The sequence below is a fragment of the Pseudomonas sp. RIT-PI-S genome (genome assembly GCF_025642975.1).
GTDB lineage: Bacteria > Pseudomonadota > Gammaproteobacteria > Pseudomonadales > Pseudomonadaceae > Aquipseudomonas.
In genome coordinates, this window is the sequence record NZ_JANZKJ010000019.1 from 22,461 (window position 1) to 36,390 (window position 13,930).

At 64.5% G+C, this 13,930-nt stretch carries 13 protein-coding genes; 9 read left to right on the top strand and 4 right to left on the bottom strand.

Features of this window, described 5'->3' with window-relative positions; translation table 11 throughout:
• Window positions 1-28 precede the first annotated feature (28 nt).
• Window positions 29-634, top strand: coding sequence for a pseudouridine synthase (locus tag OGL93_RS20540; protein ID WP_263264793.1), 606 nt, complete (start codon window positions 29-31; stop codon window positions 632-634).
• Between the two features lie 124 nt (window positions 635-758).
• On the opposite strand, the gene OGL93_RS20545 is transcribed toward OGL93_RS20540, so the two are convergent.
• Both OGL93_RS20545 and OGL93_RS20550 read right to left on the bottom strand, forming a co-directional pair.
• On the bottom strand, window positions 759-2,405 hold the full coding sequence (locus OGL93_RS20545; protein ID WP_263264794.1) for an acyl-CoA dehydrogenase family protein: 1,647 nt from the start codon (window positions 2,403-2,405) through the stop codon (window positions 759-761).
• A 90-nt stretch (window positions 2,406-2,495) separates the two neighbouring features.
• Entirely contained in the window at window positions 2,496-4,877 is a 2,382-nt protein-coding gene (locus tag OGL93_RS20550; RefSeq protein WP_263264796.1) for a 7TM diverse intracellular signaling domain-containing protein, read from the bottom strand.
• Window positions 4,878-5,113: 236 nt separating this feature from the next.
• On the opposite strand from OGL93_RS20550, the gene OGL93_RS20555 reads away from it, so the two are divergent.
• The 4 genes from OGL93_RS20555 to OGL93_RS20570 all read left to right on the top strand — a co-directional run bounded on the left by OGL93_RS20555 (window position 5,114) and on the right by OGL93_RS20570 (window position 8,609).
• Entirely contained in the window at window positions 5,114-5,911 is a 798-nt protein-coding gene (locus OGL93_RS20555; protein WP_263264798.1) for a bifunctional hydroxymethylpyrimidine kinase/phosphomethylpyrimidine kinase, read from the top strand.
• 65 nt (window positions 5,912-5,976) lie between these two features.
• Window positions 5,977-6,600, top strand: coding sequence for a thiamine phosphate synthase (gene thiE / locus OGL93_RS20560; protein ID WP_263264800.1), 624 nt, complete (start codon window positions 5,977-5,979; stop codon window positions 6,598-6,600).
• A 23-nt stretch (window positions 6,601-6,623) separates the two neighbouring features.
• A complete protein-coding gene (gene hemL / locus OGL93_RS20565) occupies window positions 6,624-7,904 on the top strand; it encodes a glutamate-1-semialdehyde 2,1-aminomutase (RefSeq protein WP_263264802.1) in 1,281 nt (426 codons plus the stop codon).
• Between the two features lie 156 nt (window positions 7,905-8,060).
• Window positions 8,061-8,609 (top strand): tetratricopeptide repeat protein, encoded by a 549-nt coding sequence (locus OGL93_RS20570; protein WP_263264804.1) that lies wholly within the window; start codon window positions 8,061-8,063, stop codon window positions 8,607-8,609.
• Between the two features lie 30 nt (window positions 8,610-8,639).
• On the opposite strand, the gene OGL93_RS20575 is transcribed toward OGL93_RS20570, so the two are convergent.
• A complete protein-coding gene (locus OGL93_RS20575; RefSeq protein WP_263264873.1) occupies window positions 8,640-8,966 on the bottom strand; it encodes a DUF1820 family protein in 327 nt (108 codons plus the stop codon).
• A gap of 284 nt (window positions 8,967-9,250) precedes the next feature.
• On the opposite strand from OGL93_RS20575, the gene OGL93_RS20580 reads away from it, so the two are divergent.
• From OGL93_RS20580 to lnt, 4 genes are read left to right on the top strand one after another with little or no spacing between them, the layout of a single operon-like run.
• Complete coding sequence (locus OGL93_RS20580; protein WP_263264806.1) at window positions 9,251-10,243, top strand: PhoH family protein; 993 nt, start codon at window positions 9,251-9,253, stop codon at window positions 10,241-10,243.
• Window positions 10,236-10,709 (top strand): rRNA maturation RNase YbeY, encoded by a 474-nt coding sequence (gene ybeY / locus OGL93_RS20585; protein WP_263264807.1) that lies wholly within the window; start codon window positions 10,236-10,238, stop codon window positions 10,707-10,709. The genes OGL93_RS20580 and ybeY overlap by 8 nt, the downstream gene beginning before the upstream one ends.
• A gap of 33 nt (window positions 10,710-10,742) precedes the next feature.
• A complete protein-coding gene (locus tag OGL93_RS20590) occupies window positions 10,743-11,582 on the top strand; it encodes an HlyC/CorC family transporter (RefSeq protein ID WP_263264808.1) in 840 nt (279 codons plus the stop codon).
• A 16-nt stretch (window positions 11,583-11,598) separates the two neighbouring features.
• Entirely contained in the window at window positions 11,599-13,140 is a 1,542-nt protein-coding gene (gene lnt / locus OGL93_RS20595; RefSeq protein ID WP_263264809.1) for an apolipoprotein N-acyltransferase, read from the top strand.
• Here lnt and OGL93_RS20600 read toward each other — a convergent pair.
• Window positions 13,134-13,895, bottom strand: coding sequence for a YdcF family protein (locus OGL93_RS20600; protein ID WP_263264810.1), 762 nt, complete (start codon window positions 13,893-13,895; stop codon window positions 13,134-13,136). The two genes, lnt and OGL93_RS20600, sit on opposite strands and share 7 nt — an antisense overlap.
• Window positions 13,896-13,930 lie beyond the last annotated feature (35 nt).

Consider the following 13,930-nt stretch of genomic DNA (forward strand, 5'->3'; position numbering starts at 1 on the left):
TCGGCCCCGCTGCAACCGGTTGCCTGCCATGCCTGCTCCACCTCGCCGCCCCCTTCCCCGCCGCGTACCGAAAGCGGCGCCCGCCGCGCCTCGGCTGATCGTGCTGAACAAGCCGTACGATGTGCTCACCCAGTTCAGCGACGACCAAGGGCGGGCAACGCTCAAGGACTACCTCGACCTTCCCGGGGTCTATCCCGCCGGGCGGCTGGATCGCGACAGCGAAGGGCTGCTGCTGTTGACCAACGACGGGCGCTTGCAGGCGCGCATCGCCGACCCCAAGCACAAGTTGGCGAAAACCTATTGGGTGCAGGTCGAGGGCGAGCCGCAGGAAGCACAGCTGGCGCAGCTACGCACGGGCGTGGTGCTCAACGACGGCCCCACCCTTCCGGCACAGGCGCGGCAGATCGAAGCGCCCGAGCTATGGCCGCGCAACCCTCCGGTTCGTTTTCGCAAGAGCGTGCCCACCGCCTGGCTGGAGCTGACCATCCGCGAGGGCCGCAACCGCCAGGTACGGCGCATGACTGCGGCGGTGGGCTTGCCTACCTTGCGCCTGGTACGTGCCTGCATTGGCTCGTTCAGCCTGGATGGCCTGGGCCCGGGGGAGTGGCGGGAGGTGGACCCCAGCAGCCTGTAGGAACAGGCAAAGCCTGCGAACAGGATGTGCGAAATGTTCAGGCAGGCAGTGAACATCCGGCCACCGGGCTATCGCCCAGCCCTACAACGAACCGGTGCGCCAGCGATGGTCCGGGCCGCTGGGCTCACAACCCCGGTGCCGACCGCTGCACCAGCGCCTGTACCTCCACGCCACGCGGCAAGGCGCCGTAAGCGCCGGCGCGATGTTCCAGGCGGCTGGCCATAAAGCCGTCGCTCACCGCGCTATTACCGGCTTCGAGCAACAGCTTGGCTTGCAGGGTCAGGGCCAAGTCTTCGGTCAGTTGCCGCGCGCGATAAGGAAGCTCGGCGGTGTTTCGCAGGTCCGCCTGCAAGCGCTGGATCGCGGCGGCCAGGCGGCGATCGCCGTGGCCGTCCCCCAGTTCGGCGAATAAGGCCTCCACTACTCCCGGCTCCTTGGACAGCGCGCGAAGCACGTCCAGGCACTGCACGTTGCCAGACCCCTCCCAGGTCGAGTTCACCGGCGCCTCGCGGTACAGCCGGGGCAGGATGCTGTCCTCCACATAGCCTGCGCCGCCCAGGCACTCGGCGGCTTCATTGATCATTCCCGGCGCCCGTTTGCAGATCCAGTACTTGCCCACGGCAGTCACCAGGCGGGCAAACAGCGCCTGGCCAGGGTCGGCGAGCTGGTCCAGCGCCTGGCCCATGCGCAAGCTCAGCGCCAGCGCCGCTTCGCTTTCCAGCGCGAGGTCGGCGAGCACATTCTGCATCAACGGCTGCTCCACCAACGGCCGGCCACCCACGCTACGGTGTGTGCAGTGGTGAATCGCCTGGGTCAGCGCCTGGCGCATCAGCGCACTGGAGCCGACCATGCAATCGAAACGGGTCATCGCCACCATTTCGAGGATGGTGGGTACGCCACGCCCTGGCTCGCCGATCATCCAGGCCAGGGCGCCACGGTATTCCACCTCGCTGGAGGCATTGGAGCGATTACCCAGCTTGTGCTTCAGCCGCTGAATATAAAAGGCATTGCGACTGCCATCCGGGCGGTGCCGCGGCAGCAGGAAACAGCTCAGCCCCTCGTCGGTATACGCCAGGGTAAGGAAGGCATCGCACATGGGCGCCGAGCAAAACCATTTATGGCCCAGCAGCTCGTAAGCCTGCCCCGGGCCTGGCTGGCCCACCGCAAAGGCTCGGGTGGTGTTGGCGCGCACATCGGTGCCGCCCTGTTTCTCGGTCATGGCCATGCCGATGGTCGCGCCCGCCTTGTGGCTTATTTCCAGGTTGCGCGGGTCGTATTCGGTGGCCAGCACCTTGGGCAGCCAGCGCTCGGCGAGGTCGGGTTGCAGCCGCAAGGCGGGCACGCTGGCGAAGGTCATGGTCAAGGGGCATCCGCTACCGGCCTCCGCCTGGCTGTGCAGGTAGGTCATCGCCGCGCGTGCCACATGCGCGCCGGGCTGCGGCTCGAGCCATGGCAGCGCGTGCAGGCCATGCTTGATGGCCGTGGCCATCAGCTGATGGTAAGCGGGGTGAAACTCCACGGTATCGAGGCGGTTGCCATATCGGTCATGGCTGTGGAACACCGGCGGATGCTCATTGGCGAGAAAGCCCGCGGCCATCAGCGGCCCGCCCGCCAACGCGCCGTAAGCGTCGATCCGCGCCTGGGCCCAGCCCGCCCCGAAGCGCCGCGACCACTCCTGCAATGGCACGTCCAGGCGGTACAGGTTGGCACCATCAAGGCTCGGCGGCTGGTTGCTGACCTGGTGCGTTTCGGCGAACTGTTGCAGGTTCATGCTGGGCTCCACAGGCATCGGCAATGCTTGAAGTGAAGCATGCCCATGCCCGCCCACAAAGCGGCAAAAGCGCCGAACGCTGTAACCCTGCTAGCCCTCCAGCATCAGGCAGGGTTCGAGCAACACCTCGGCGAGCAGCGCCTGGAATGTCTCGAAGCGCACCGGGCGCGCGATCACGGCGCTCAGGCCTGCGTCCAGGCAACGCTGGCGCTCGCTGCTCGGCGCGCCGTCAATGACCGCGACCATGCCGAACTCTATCGCCCCGGCCGATTGCCGCAGGCGCTGTACCTGCTCCAGCAGCGCGGGCAAAGGTCCGCTGCCATCGAGCAGCAGGGCCGCCCCAGGGAGCGAGCGCAGTGCCTCCACCGCGGCGATTTCGTTGACGACGCCGCGCACTTGATAGCCAAGCCGCAAGAGCATGCCGCGGATCACCAGTTGGTCGACCCGCTCACTCTCGATCAACACCACCGTGCACTCACCAGGCTGGCGGCCCGCTGCCGACGCCGTAGGGCGAGGCCGCACAGGTTCGATGACTGGTACGTCCTCCACGCCCAGGCTGACCGCCAGCTCAAAGCAACTGCCCTGGCCGGGCGTGGATTGGTGGCTGAGCGTGCCGTCGAGCAGCGTCGCCAACTGCCGGCAAATGGCAAGCCCGATACCCAGCCCGCCATGCTCGCGGGTCATGGAGCCATCCACTTGATAGAACTGCTGATACAGCGAATCCCCAGGCAGGCTCAAGCCGATGCCGGTGTCGATTACCCGGAACACCACCCGCACTTCGCTGTACTGGTGCTCGACCGCTTCCACGGCGAGGGTCACCGACCCTTCACGGGTGAACTTGATGGCGTTGTCCAGCAAGCGCCCAAGGCACAGGGCCATTTTCTTCAGGTCACCACGCAGGATATCGGGAACGCCCGGCACCACCTCGCTGCGCAATGCCAGGCCCTTTTCGTTGGCCTGGCCAATGAACTGCATGTGCAGGCTGTCGAGCAGCACCTGCAGGCGGAACGGCTCGACCCGTGGTTTCAAGCGGCCAGCCTGCAGCTCGGTGAGGATCAGAATGTCGTCGACCATGCGCATCATGTCCCGGGCCGAACGCGACGCGGTTTGCTGGTACGAAGTCAGCTCGCCATTCATGGGCACGGTCTGCATCAGTTCGAGCGAGCCGATCACGCCATTCATCGGGGTGCGCAGTTCATGCGTCACCGTGGCCAGGAACTCATCTTTCAAGCGGTTGCTTTCCGAGAGTTGCTGGTTGAGCACTTCAAGCTTGTGCCCGGCGTCGAGGAGCACCTGGGCCTGTTGTTCGCGCATAGCGTTAATGCGGTCTGCCAGTGCCAACGACAGCAGTGCCACCTCCAGCGCGGAGCCCAACTGGCTGGCGTACATGGTCAGGAACATATTGGGCAGCAGCCCGAGCACCATCAGCGTATTGACGATGCCGCCCAGCAGGAAGGCCGACCAGGCGATCATGAAATACCGAGCCTGGCGCTGCCCCTTGAGCCAGGCGGTGATACCCGCGCTGAAGATCACCACGGTGAAAACCAGCGCCAGCGCGGTGGCGAGCCGCAGGGCAAGGCCGTAACCGGCCATCAGCGACATCGCCATCACCACGACGCCCGCGCCCATCAACAGCTTGAGCAGGCGGTCCAGCCAGCGCCCGTGCTTAGCGGTACGCAGGAACGTGCGCGAGAACTGGCAGCCAAAGAAGGCGGCCGCGCCGATCAAAAACGGCGTGGCGGCGTTCGCCCACCAGGGGTTGTTCGGCCAGAAGAACTGTATGCCGGCGCCATTGACCGACACCTGATACAAACCGAACGAGGCGATATAGAGGATGTAATAAAGGTAGCTGGTGTCTCGCACGCTCAGGTAAATGAACAGGTTGTAAACCAGCATCACCAGCAGCACGCCGTAGATCAGCCCGAAGACGTAGAACCGCTCTGGCTGCGCCTCGAGGAAGGCTTCGGCCGACCACAGCGACAGCGGTACCTGTACCGAGCCCTCGCTCTGCACGCGCAGCAAGACCGTGCGCGCTTCGCCGGGCTTGAAGGCCAGGTTGAACACATAGTTGTTCTGCCGGATGGGCCGGCTGGCCCAGGGCAGTTCGTCCCCGGTCTGTGCCTCCAAGTGCCAGCCACCGTCGCCATCGGGCAGGTAGAGGTCCACGTGGTCCATTGGCGGATAGGCCAGCTCCAGCAGCCAGGTGCGCGCACCGCTTTGGTCGTGGCGGGGCAGGTAACGCAGGTCTGCTTTCAGCCAGAATGCCGAGCTGGAATACCCCGCGTTGAGCACACTGGTGGTATTGGCGCGGAACGGTTGAGCCAGCACCTGGTCTAGGGTAGCGGCACCGGTTTTGTCTTCGAAATACGTCAGTTCCTGCCCCAGAGGGAGATTACGGGTACTGTCGTCGAAGTCGATAGCGGTTGCCAGCGACGGCAACCAGCACAGCAGCAAAAGGAGAATGTAGCGCATACGGCCCCGGCCAAAGCCACCTGCAGCATCGGGAAGCCCCCAATTTCCCTTTGAGTCGACGTGCTGGCAACCTGTTATCAATTTTGCCGCATCCTACCATAGCCGCTGGCCTCTGCATCCTGCTTGCTACAATTGCCGACGGCCATCGCGCAGCCGTCGGTCGCGCTGCTTTCACGGGGTGAAATTCCCCGGCCGCCATGGGCCCGGGCGAGGGTTTGGTGATAAGCTCGCGGCCCATGAATACCTACACTTCTCGCCCTGTCGTTCTCTGCCTCTCCGGCCATGACCCAAGCGGTGGCGCCGGCCTTCAAGCCGATATCGAAGCGCTGCTTGCACAAGGCTGCCATGCCGCGCCCGCCGTGACCGCGTTGACGGTGCAAAACACCGTGGACGTTACGGATTTTCGCGTGCTCGACCGTGCCTGGGTGCTGGCCCAGGCTCAAGCGGTGATGGCCGACTCACCGATCGCGGCGATCAAGCTGGGCATGCTTGGCTCGCTCGAGATGGTCGACACGGTGGTCGAGCTGATCCTCGCCAACCCGGGCGTGCCGGTGGTCTGCGACCCCGTGCTGCGCGCCGGGGGTGGCGGGCGCCTGGGCAAGGATGAAGTCGGTTATGCGATCCGCGAGAAGGTCCTGCCGCTGGCGACCATCACCACGCCCAACCTCCCAGAGGCGCGGATCCTCGCCGAGCTGCCCGAGGGCAGCGCCGAGGCCTGCGCCCAGAAGCTGCTGGTTCATTGCGCCAATGTATTGATTACCGGCGGCCACGGCGACGAACAGCAGATCCATAACCGGCTGTATGGCCGCGATGGCCTGCGCGATACCCGCACTTGCGAGCGCCTACCCGGCAGCTACCATGGCTCTGGATGCACCCTGGCCAGCGCCTTGGCCGGCCGCCTGGCCCTGGGCGAGGGCCTGGCCAGCGCAGTGAACTCGGCCCTGGACTACACCTGGCGCACGCTGCGTGACGCCGAGCGCCTCGGCCAAGGCCAATATGTTCCGCGTCGGCTGCCCCTGGATTTTTGCTCCTGAGCCGCGCTGGCCGGGCCATGCCTGCCCGGCCGCGCCGAGCCCGCCACGGGCGTGAGAGGTAAGAGATGAAACTACGCGGCCTGTACGCCATCACCGACCACCAGCTCCTCGATGGGCACTTTCTCGATTACGTGAAAGCGGCGCTGGACGGTGGCATCACCTTGCTGCAATACCGCGACAAGCGCCGCGAGGATGCCCGTCGCCTACGTGAGGCCGAAGCGCTCAACCGCCTGTGCGAGGCGTATAACACCCGGCTGATCATCAACGACGACGCGGAGCTCGCCGCCCGCCTGGGCGTAGGGGTTCACTTGGGCCAAACCGATGGCCCCTTGCCCCCGGCGCGCAGCTTGCTTGGCCGCAAGGCAATCATTGGCGCGACCTGCCACGCCAGCCTCGACCTCGCCAGCCAGGCCGCGGCCGATGGGGCGAGTTATGTGGCATTCGGGCGGTTTTTCAGCTCGATGACCAAACCCGAAGCGCCGCCGGCGAGCCTCGATCTGCTCTGCGACGCACGCCGCCAGTTGAAGCTGCCGATCTGCGTGATCGGCGGTATCACCCTCGAAAACGCGCCCCTGCTGCTCGAACGCGGCGCCGACCTGCTTGCCGTGGTGCACGCGCTCTTCGCTGCCGACAGCGCCGCTGAAGTGACCCGTCGCGCCCGCGCCTTCAATGCGCTGTTCAACGCCTGAATCGACTTGAGAGAACCCGCCCCATGTCCCGCTCCGAAAACCTCTTCGCCGCCGCCCAGAAACACATCCCCGGTGGCGTCAACTCGCCTGTGCGCGCCTTCAAGAGCGTTGGCGGCACGCCGCTGTTCTTCAAGCATGCCGCTGGTGCCTATGTCACCGACGAAGACGACAAGCGTTATGTCGACTACGTAGGCTCGTGGGGGCCGATGATTCTCGGCCACAGCCATCCAGACGTGCTCCAGGCGGTTCGCGATCAACTCGAACACGGGTTGTCGTATGGCGCCCCAACCGAGATGGAAACCCGCATGGCCGAGCTCGTTTGCTCGCTGGTGCCTTCCATGGACATGGTGCGCATGGTCAGCTCCGGCACCGAGGCAACCATGAGCGCGATCCGCCTGGCCCGGGGCTACACCGGTCGCGACAGCATCATCAAGTTCGAGGGCTGCTATCACGGCCATTCCGACAGCCTGCTGGTCAAGGCGGGCAGCGGCGCGCTGACCCTGGGCGTACCGAGCTCCCCCGGCGTGCCGGCGGCCTTTGCCCGGCATACCCTTACCCTGCCCTTCAATGACCTTGAAGAGGTCGAGAAAACCCTTGCCGAGCAAGGCGGGGAAGTGGCCTGCATCATCGTTGAGCCGGTTGCCGGCAACATGAACTGCGTGCCTCCTGCACCAGGCTTCCTTGAAGGCCTGCGCACCTTGTGCGACCGCCATGGCGTAGTGCTGATCTTCGATGAAGTGATGACCGGCTTTCGCGTAGCGCTCGGCGGCGCCCAGGCGTATTACGGGGTCACCCCAGACCTGTCCACGTTCGGCAAGATCATCGGCGGTGGCATGCCGGTGGGCTGCTTCGGTGGCAAGCGCGAGATCATGTCGTATATCGCGCCACTAGGCCCGGTGTACCAGGCCGGCACCCTCTCGGGTAACCCGCTGGCCATGGCCGCCGGCCTCACCACGCTCAAGCTGATCAGCCGCCCAGGCTTCCACGACGAGCTGAGCACCTACACCAGCAACCTGCTCGACGGCCTGCAACAACGCGCGGACGCCGCACAGATCCCCTTCGTGACGACCCAGGCGGGAGGCATGTTCGGCCTTTACTTCAGCGGTGCGGATGACATCGTGACCTTCCAGGACGTGATGGCCAGTGACGCGGAACGTTTCAAGCGCTTCTTCCATCTGATGCTGGAAGGTGGCGTTTACCTGGCACCCAGCGCGTTCGAGGCAGGCTTTACCTCCATTGCCCATGGCGAGACCGAGCTGAAGATCACCCTGGACGCCGCCGAACGCGCGTTCACCCGCCTGTAATCCGGGCGCCGCCGGTGCCAGCAAGGGGCCGGCGCGGCTATTGCAAGGAAAAATCCTAGTAAACACTTTGTAAGGTGTCCCCGGCTTATTTCATAATGTGTGCATTGTTATCCCGAGGGTGGCCCCGCCCACCCGCTCAGAGGTAAATCGATCCCCATGAACCGCACCGGCCGCGCCCTCGCCATGGGCTGCCTGTTGCTCCTCGAACCGCTGCTGGCCCAGGCCGGCGGCAACTCGTTGCTGGTGCCCGCGCCTAGCCGCTGCACGCTCGACGGCGCCGCGGCGGATCTGGCCCAGGCCATCGCGACCTGCCAGCAATCGGCATCGGCGGGCGACGCCCAGGCTCAGTACGAGCTGGGGCGGTTCTATTACGACGGCAAGCAGACCGAGCGCGACCTCAACCAGGCGTTGAGCTACTTCGAGCAAGCCTCGTTGCAAGGGCATGCCGAGGCGCAATATCACCTGGGGTTGATGTTCTTTCGCGGCGAAGGGGTGCCAGCCAATAACGTGCAGGCTTACATCGTGCTGAAGATGGCGGCAGTCAACGGCGCTGAAGACGCGCTGGACTCAGCCGACGAAGTGTCGGCCAGCATGAGCCACGAAGACCTGGAGCGAGCCACGCTCGTGCTGGGGCAGATTTTCCGTAAATACCTGCTGGAACTGCAGACCGCCGACGGTCGCACCCCCTTCTCGCCCTTGCCGTGACGCTATGGCGCATAGCGTGCCACTTGCAGCTTATTTATCTGGCATCGGTACCGGGAATGGCATCACGTTCCCTACCGCCCTGGCTTCGGAAATCTTCGCAATGCCCAGGCGCTCGACCTCGTCGATGCGTACGATCGAATGCACCGGCACGAAGCTGCGCACCACGCCCTCGAACTGCGCCTTGAGCTTCTCTTCGCTGGGATCGACGATCATCTGCGTGCGCTCGCCGAACACGAACTCCTCCACCTCGAGAAAGCCCCACAGCTCGCTCTGGTAGATGTGCTTGGCATACATCTCGAAGACCTGGCCCTGGTTGAGGAAAATCACTTTGAAAATGGGTGCGTCGCGCTTGGTCATCGTTGGGCCAGGGAAACAATCGGACAAGAAAAGGGCGGCGATCATAGCATGAATCCAGGCTTGGCCCTGTGGGAGGCGGGCAACGCCCGCGAACCAGCTGCGCTCGAGGGTTCGCAGGCCGACGCCAGCCACTTGAGGGCCGGGCAACGCCTGCGAATGAACTCAGCGGTGTTCATGGAGAAGCCCCCTCGGTCGCCGGGAAACAGCGTTGCGCTTTCCCCTGCCGGTTACTGGGGTTATCCTTGGCCCCACTTTCTTCGCCGTAGAGCGGCCACAAAACGACCTTGAACGCACCCATAGAACCCCATCGTTTCACCCTGGAGCCCTTTGAAGCTCGCCGCTTCGCCAACCTCTGCGGCCAATTCGACGAGCACTTGCGCCTGCTCGAACAGCGCCTGGATGTGGAAATCCGCAACCGGGGCAACCAGTTCGAGCTGATCGGCGAGCCCGGGCATACCCACTCCGCTGAGCTTCTTCTGCGCCGCCTGTATCGGGAAACCAAGGCGACCGAGCTGTCGCCTGACCTGGTTCACCTGTTCCTGCAGGAGTCGGCGGTAGAGGAGCTGGACAACCCCGCCAACAATGAAGTTGCCGTCACCCTGCGTACCCGCAAGGGGATGATTCGCCCACGCGGGCTGAATCAGCAGCGGTATGTGAAGGCGATTCTCGCCAACGACATCAACTTCGGCATTGGCCCGGCGGGCACTGGCAAGACTTACCTGGCCGTGGCCTGCGCGGTGGACGCGCTCGAGCGCGAACAAGTGCGGCGCATTCTGCTGGTGCGGCCAGCCGTGGAAGCCGGAGAAAAGCTTGGCTTCTTGCCCGGGGACCTCGCGCAGAAGATCGACCCCTACCTGCGACCGCTCTACGATGCGCTCTACGAGATGCTCGGCTTCGAGCACGTGGCCAAGCTGATCGAGCGCCAGGTGATTGAAATCGCGCCTTTGGCCTATATGCGCGGGCGTACCCTGAACAACAGCTTCATCATCCTCGACGAAAGCCAGAACACCACCACCGAGCAGATGAAGATGTTCCTCACCCGCATTGGCTTCGGCTCCACTGCGGTCATCACCGGTGACATCACCCAGGTCGACCTGCCCAAGGGCACCCGTTCGGGCTTGGCCCATGTGATGGAAGTGCTCAAGGACGTGCCGGGCATCAGCTTCACGCACTTCAAGCCCAAGGACGTGGTTCGCCACCCGCTGGTGCAGCGAATCGTGGAGGCCTACGAGCGCTTCGAGGACGCCAAGGCGCGGGATGCCGCCCCTCATGGTTGAACTCGACCTGCAACAAGCCAGTTCGCGGCAGACGCCTACAGAGGCGCAGCTGCGCCGGTGGTGCGAGCTTGCCTTGCGCCAACGCACCGCCGACTCGGAACTCACGATCCGCATCGTTGACGAAGCGGAAGGGCAGGCGCTGAACAAGACCTACCGCCAGCGGGACTACCCCACCAACGTATTGTCGTTCCCGGCAGATGTGCCGGACGATCTGTTGGACATCCCGCTGCTGGGCGACCTGGTGATCTGTGCCGCGGTGGTCGAGCGCGAAGCGGCCGAACAAGGCAAACCGGCTGAAGCCCACTGGGCGCACATGGTGATCCATGGCTGCTTGCACTTGCTGGGCTACGACCACCTCGACGACGACGAAGCCGAGGAAATGGAAAGCCTGGAACGGGAGTTGCTTGCAGAACTGGGGCATCCCGATCCCTATGCTGAAACCGTCACCACGCCCCTCACCCCTTAAGCCGCTGTATCAAGGAACACGAGTAACAACGCCATGAGCGAAGATCGATCGAGCAACGGGCAGAAGTCCTGGCTGGAAAAAATCACCCAGGCTTTTGTCCATGAGCCGAAAAACCGTCAGGAGCTGCTGGAGCTCCTGCGAGAAGCCCACAGCAATAAATTGCTGGACAGCGAAGCCCTGAGCATCGTTGAAGGCGCCATCCAGGTCGCCGACCTGCAGGTCAGGGACATCATGGTCCCGCGCTCGCAGATGATCACCATCAAGGCGGTGCAAACCCCCAAGGATTTTCTCCCCTCGGTGATCGAGGCAGCCCACTCGCGCTACCCGGTCATGGGCGAGAACCATGACGAGGTGCTCGGCGTGCTGTTGGCCAAGGACCTGCTGCCGCTGATCCTCCAGGGCAGCACCGACGGCTTCAACATCAAGGACCTGCTGCGCCCGGCCACTTTCGTGCCTGAGTCCAAGCGCCTCAATGTGTTGTTGCGTGAATTCCGCGCCAACCACAACCACATGGCGATCGTGATCGATGAATACGGCGGAGTCGCTGGCCTGGTTACCATCGAAGACGTGCTCGAGCAAATCGTGGGCGACATCGAAGATGAGCATGACGTTGAGGAAGACAGCTACATCAAGCCGCTGCCGAGCGGAGACTTCCTGGTCAAGGCACTGACGCCGATCGAGAACTTCAACGAGTGTTTCGACAGCGGGTTTTCCGACGACGAGTTCGATACCATCGGCGGCCTGGTGATGAGCGCCTTCGGCCACCTGCCCAAGCGCAACGAGACCACCGAGATCGGCAACTACCGTTTCCGCATCCTCAACGCCGACAGCCGGCGCATCCACCTGCTGCGCCTGACCCCGATCAACCGCTAAGGACGCCACGAGACACATGCGTTGGATTACCCACCCCGGCTGGCCCGGTAACCTGCTGGCCGCGGTGGCCGGCGCCCTGACGACGCTGGCCCTGGCGCCATTCAACATCTGGCCCCTGGCCGTGGTGTCGCTTGCCTTGTTCTACGTTGGCCTGCGTCACCTGAGCCCGCGCCAGGCCCTACTGCGAGGCTGGTGCTACGGGTTCGGCACCTTCGCAGCCGGTACCAGCTGGATCTACGTGAGCATTCACACCTACGGCGGCGCTTCGGCGCTGCTGGCGGGCCTGTTGATGCTCGGCTTCATCGCCGGCGTAGCGCTGTTCTTCGCCCTGCCCGCGTGGCTATGGGCGCGCCTGCTGCGTCGCAACGAAGCACCACTGGCCGATACCCTCGGGTTCGCCGCCCTCTGGGCGGGCCAGGAAGCCTTCCGCGGCTGGTTCCTGACCGGTTTCCCCTGGCTGTACATGGGTTACAGCCAACTTGACGGCCCGCTCGCCGGGCTCGCTCCGCTGGGCGGCCTATGGTTGGTGTCCTTCAGCCTGGCCTTGAGCGCCGCAGCCTTGTGCAACCTGCCACGGCTGCGCAGCCACAGGCGCTCGCTGACAGCGGCCGCACTGCTGTTGCTGGCGCCTTGGCTGGCGGCCCAACTGCTGCAAGGCAGGGCCTGGACGCAACCCGCCGGCAAACCGCTGACGGTCGCCGCGCTCCAGGGCAACATTGCCCAAAGCCTGAAGTGGGACCCCGCGCAGATCGACGCCCAATTGGAGCTCTATCGAGACCTCACGCTGCGGGCGCGCCGCACCGACCTGGTCATCTGGCCGGAGACTGCAGTGCCGGTGCTGCTGGACAACGCCCGCGGCTACCTAAGCCGCTTGGGAGACTTCGCCAGCAATCGTCAGTCGGCGCTGATCACCGGCGTACCGATCCGCCAGGAAGTGGACAACCAGCGGCGGTACTTCAACGGGATTACCGTCACCGGGGTTGGAGAAGGCACCTACCTCAAGCAAAAGCTGGTGCCTTTCGGCGAGTACGTGCCCCTGCAAGAGCTTCTGCGTGGGCTGATCGCCTTCTTCGACCTGCCAATGTCAGACTTCGCCCGCGGCCCGGCGGACCAGCCTCTGTTGCAGGCCAAGGGTTACCAGATAGCGCCGTTCATCTGCTACGAAGTGGTGTACCCGGAATTTGCCGCTGGCATGGCCGCCCGCAGCGACCTGCTGCTGACCATCAGCAATGACACCTGGTTCGGCACCTCCATCGGCCCGCTACAACACCTGCAGATGGCGCAGATGCGCGCCCTGGAAGCGGGCCGCTGGATGATCCGCGCGACCAATAGTGGGGTCACTGCCCTGATCGACCCGCAAGGGCGCATTACCGAGCGCCTGCCCTCGTTCGAAGTCGGCGTAATGTATGGCGAGGTTGTGCCCATGGCGGGCCTCACGCCTTACCTGCATTGGCGGTCGTGGCCACTGATCGGCCTGTGCGCGGTGATCTTCGGCTGGGCACTCTGGCATCGCCGCAAAGCCGGGCAGCAGCTACCTGCAGCCACGGCTGTTCAATAAAACAACCGGTAGCCGAGCTGGCCAATCACTTCGTTGAGCAATTGGCCGTTCTGCCACACGGCCTTGGCATCGGGCACCCAGCCGCCCAGCGGCCGGCCGCTGCTACGACCGAGGAAGCCCACCGGCGCGCTCACTACTTCCAGCCCCGCCCGCTCGAAGCTCCAGCGGGCACGCGGCATATGCCAGGCCTGGGTCACGACGACCACCTTGTGTATACCCTGGGCCTTGAGCAGTTCAGCGCTCAGGGTGGCGTTTTCCCAGGTGGTACGGCTGCGCGGTTCAACCCAGCGGGTGTCCACGTTGAAGTCGCTTTTGAGGGACCTGGCCATGATCTCGGCCTCGCTCGGCGGTTCACCGTAGTGCAAGCCCCCAGAGGTGAGCAGCGGCAATCCGCTGGCGCGGGCCAGGGCCGCTGCATAACGCATACGCTCCAGCGCGATACCCGTGGGTTGGTCTTCGCCGCCCCAGGCCGGGTCGCCGCGCTCGCGGCCTGCACCCAGCACCACAATGACCTCGGCACGCTGGGCCAGGCCCGGCCAGGCTTGGAGCGACAGCGGCGGCTCGGTTTCCAGCACCGTTGCTGTTTGTTGCACCACCACCGGCAGGCTCATCAGCGTAAGCCCCAGCAAGCCCAGCACGAAACAGCCGGCAGCCGCCCGCGGTGCGCGACGGCGCAGCAGCCAACCGAGCAGCAGCAGAAGAATCAGAATGCCAGGGGGGAAGAACAGTTGCTTGAGGATGTAGCGAGGAAGCATCGGGCACCGTTCCTTGGTTGAGTGCCCGAAGCCTA

What these genes read in the sequence shown, in the direction of transcription:
- OGL93_RS20540 (WP_263264793.1), top strand. Translation starts at nt 29, where the DNA reads ATGCCTGCTCCACCTCGCCGCCCCCTTCCCCGCCGCGTACCGAAAGCG.
- OGL93_RS20545 (WP_263264794.1), bottom strand. Translation starts at nt 2,405, where the DNA reads ATGAACCTGCAACAGTTCGCCGAAACGCACCAGGTCAGCAACCAGCCG.
- OGL93_RS20550 (WP_263264796.1), bottom strand. Translation starts at nt 4,877, where the DNA reads ATGCGCTACATTCTCCTTTTGCTGCTGTGCTGGTTGCCGTCGCTGGCA.
- OGL93_RS20555 (WP_263264798.1), top strand. Translation starts at nt 5,114, where the DNA reads ATGAATACCTACACTTCTCGCCCTGTCGTTCTCTGCCTCTCCGGCCAT.
- thiE (WP_263264800.1), top strand. Translation starts at nt 5,977, where the DNA reads ATGAAACTACGCGGCCTGTACGCCATCACCGACCACCAGCTCCTCGAT.
- hemL (WP_263264802.1), top strand. Translation starts at nt 6,624, where the DNA reads ATGTCCCGCTCCGAAAACCTCTTCGCCGCCGCCCAGAAACACATCCCC.
- OGL93_RS20570 (WP_263264804.1), top strand. Translation starts at nt 8,061, where the DNA reads ATGAACCGCACCGGCCGCGCCCTCGCCATGGGCTGCCTGTTGCTCCTC.
- OGL93_RS20575 (WP_263264873.1), bottom strand. Translation starts at nt 8,966, where the DNA reads ATGACCAAGCGCGACGCACCCATTTTCAAAGTGATTTTCCTCAACCAG.
- ybeY (WP_263264807.1), top strand. Translation starts at nt 10,236, where the DNA reads ATGGTTGAACTCGACCTGCAACAAGCCAGTTCGCGGCAGACGCCTACA.
- OGL93_RS20590 (WP_263264808.1), top strand. Translation starts at nt 10,743, where the DNA reads ATGAGCGAAGATCGATCGAGCAACGGGCAGAAGTCCTGGCTGGAAAAA.
- lnt (WP_263264809.1), top strand. Translation starts at nt 11,599, where the DNA reads ATGCGTTGGATTACCCACCCCGGCTGGCCCGGTAACCTGCTGGCCGCG.
- OGL93_RS20600 (WP_263264810.1), bottom strand. Translation starts at nt 13,895, where the DNA reads ATGCTTCCTCGCTACATCCTCAAGCAACTGTTCTTCCCCCCTGGCATT.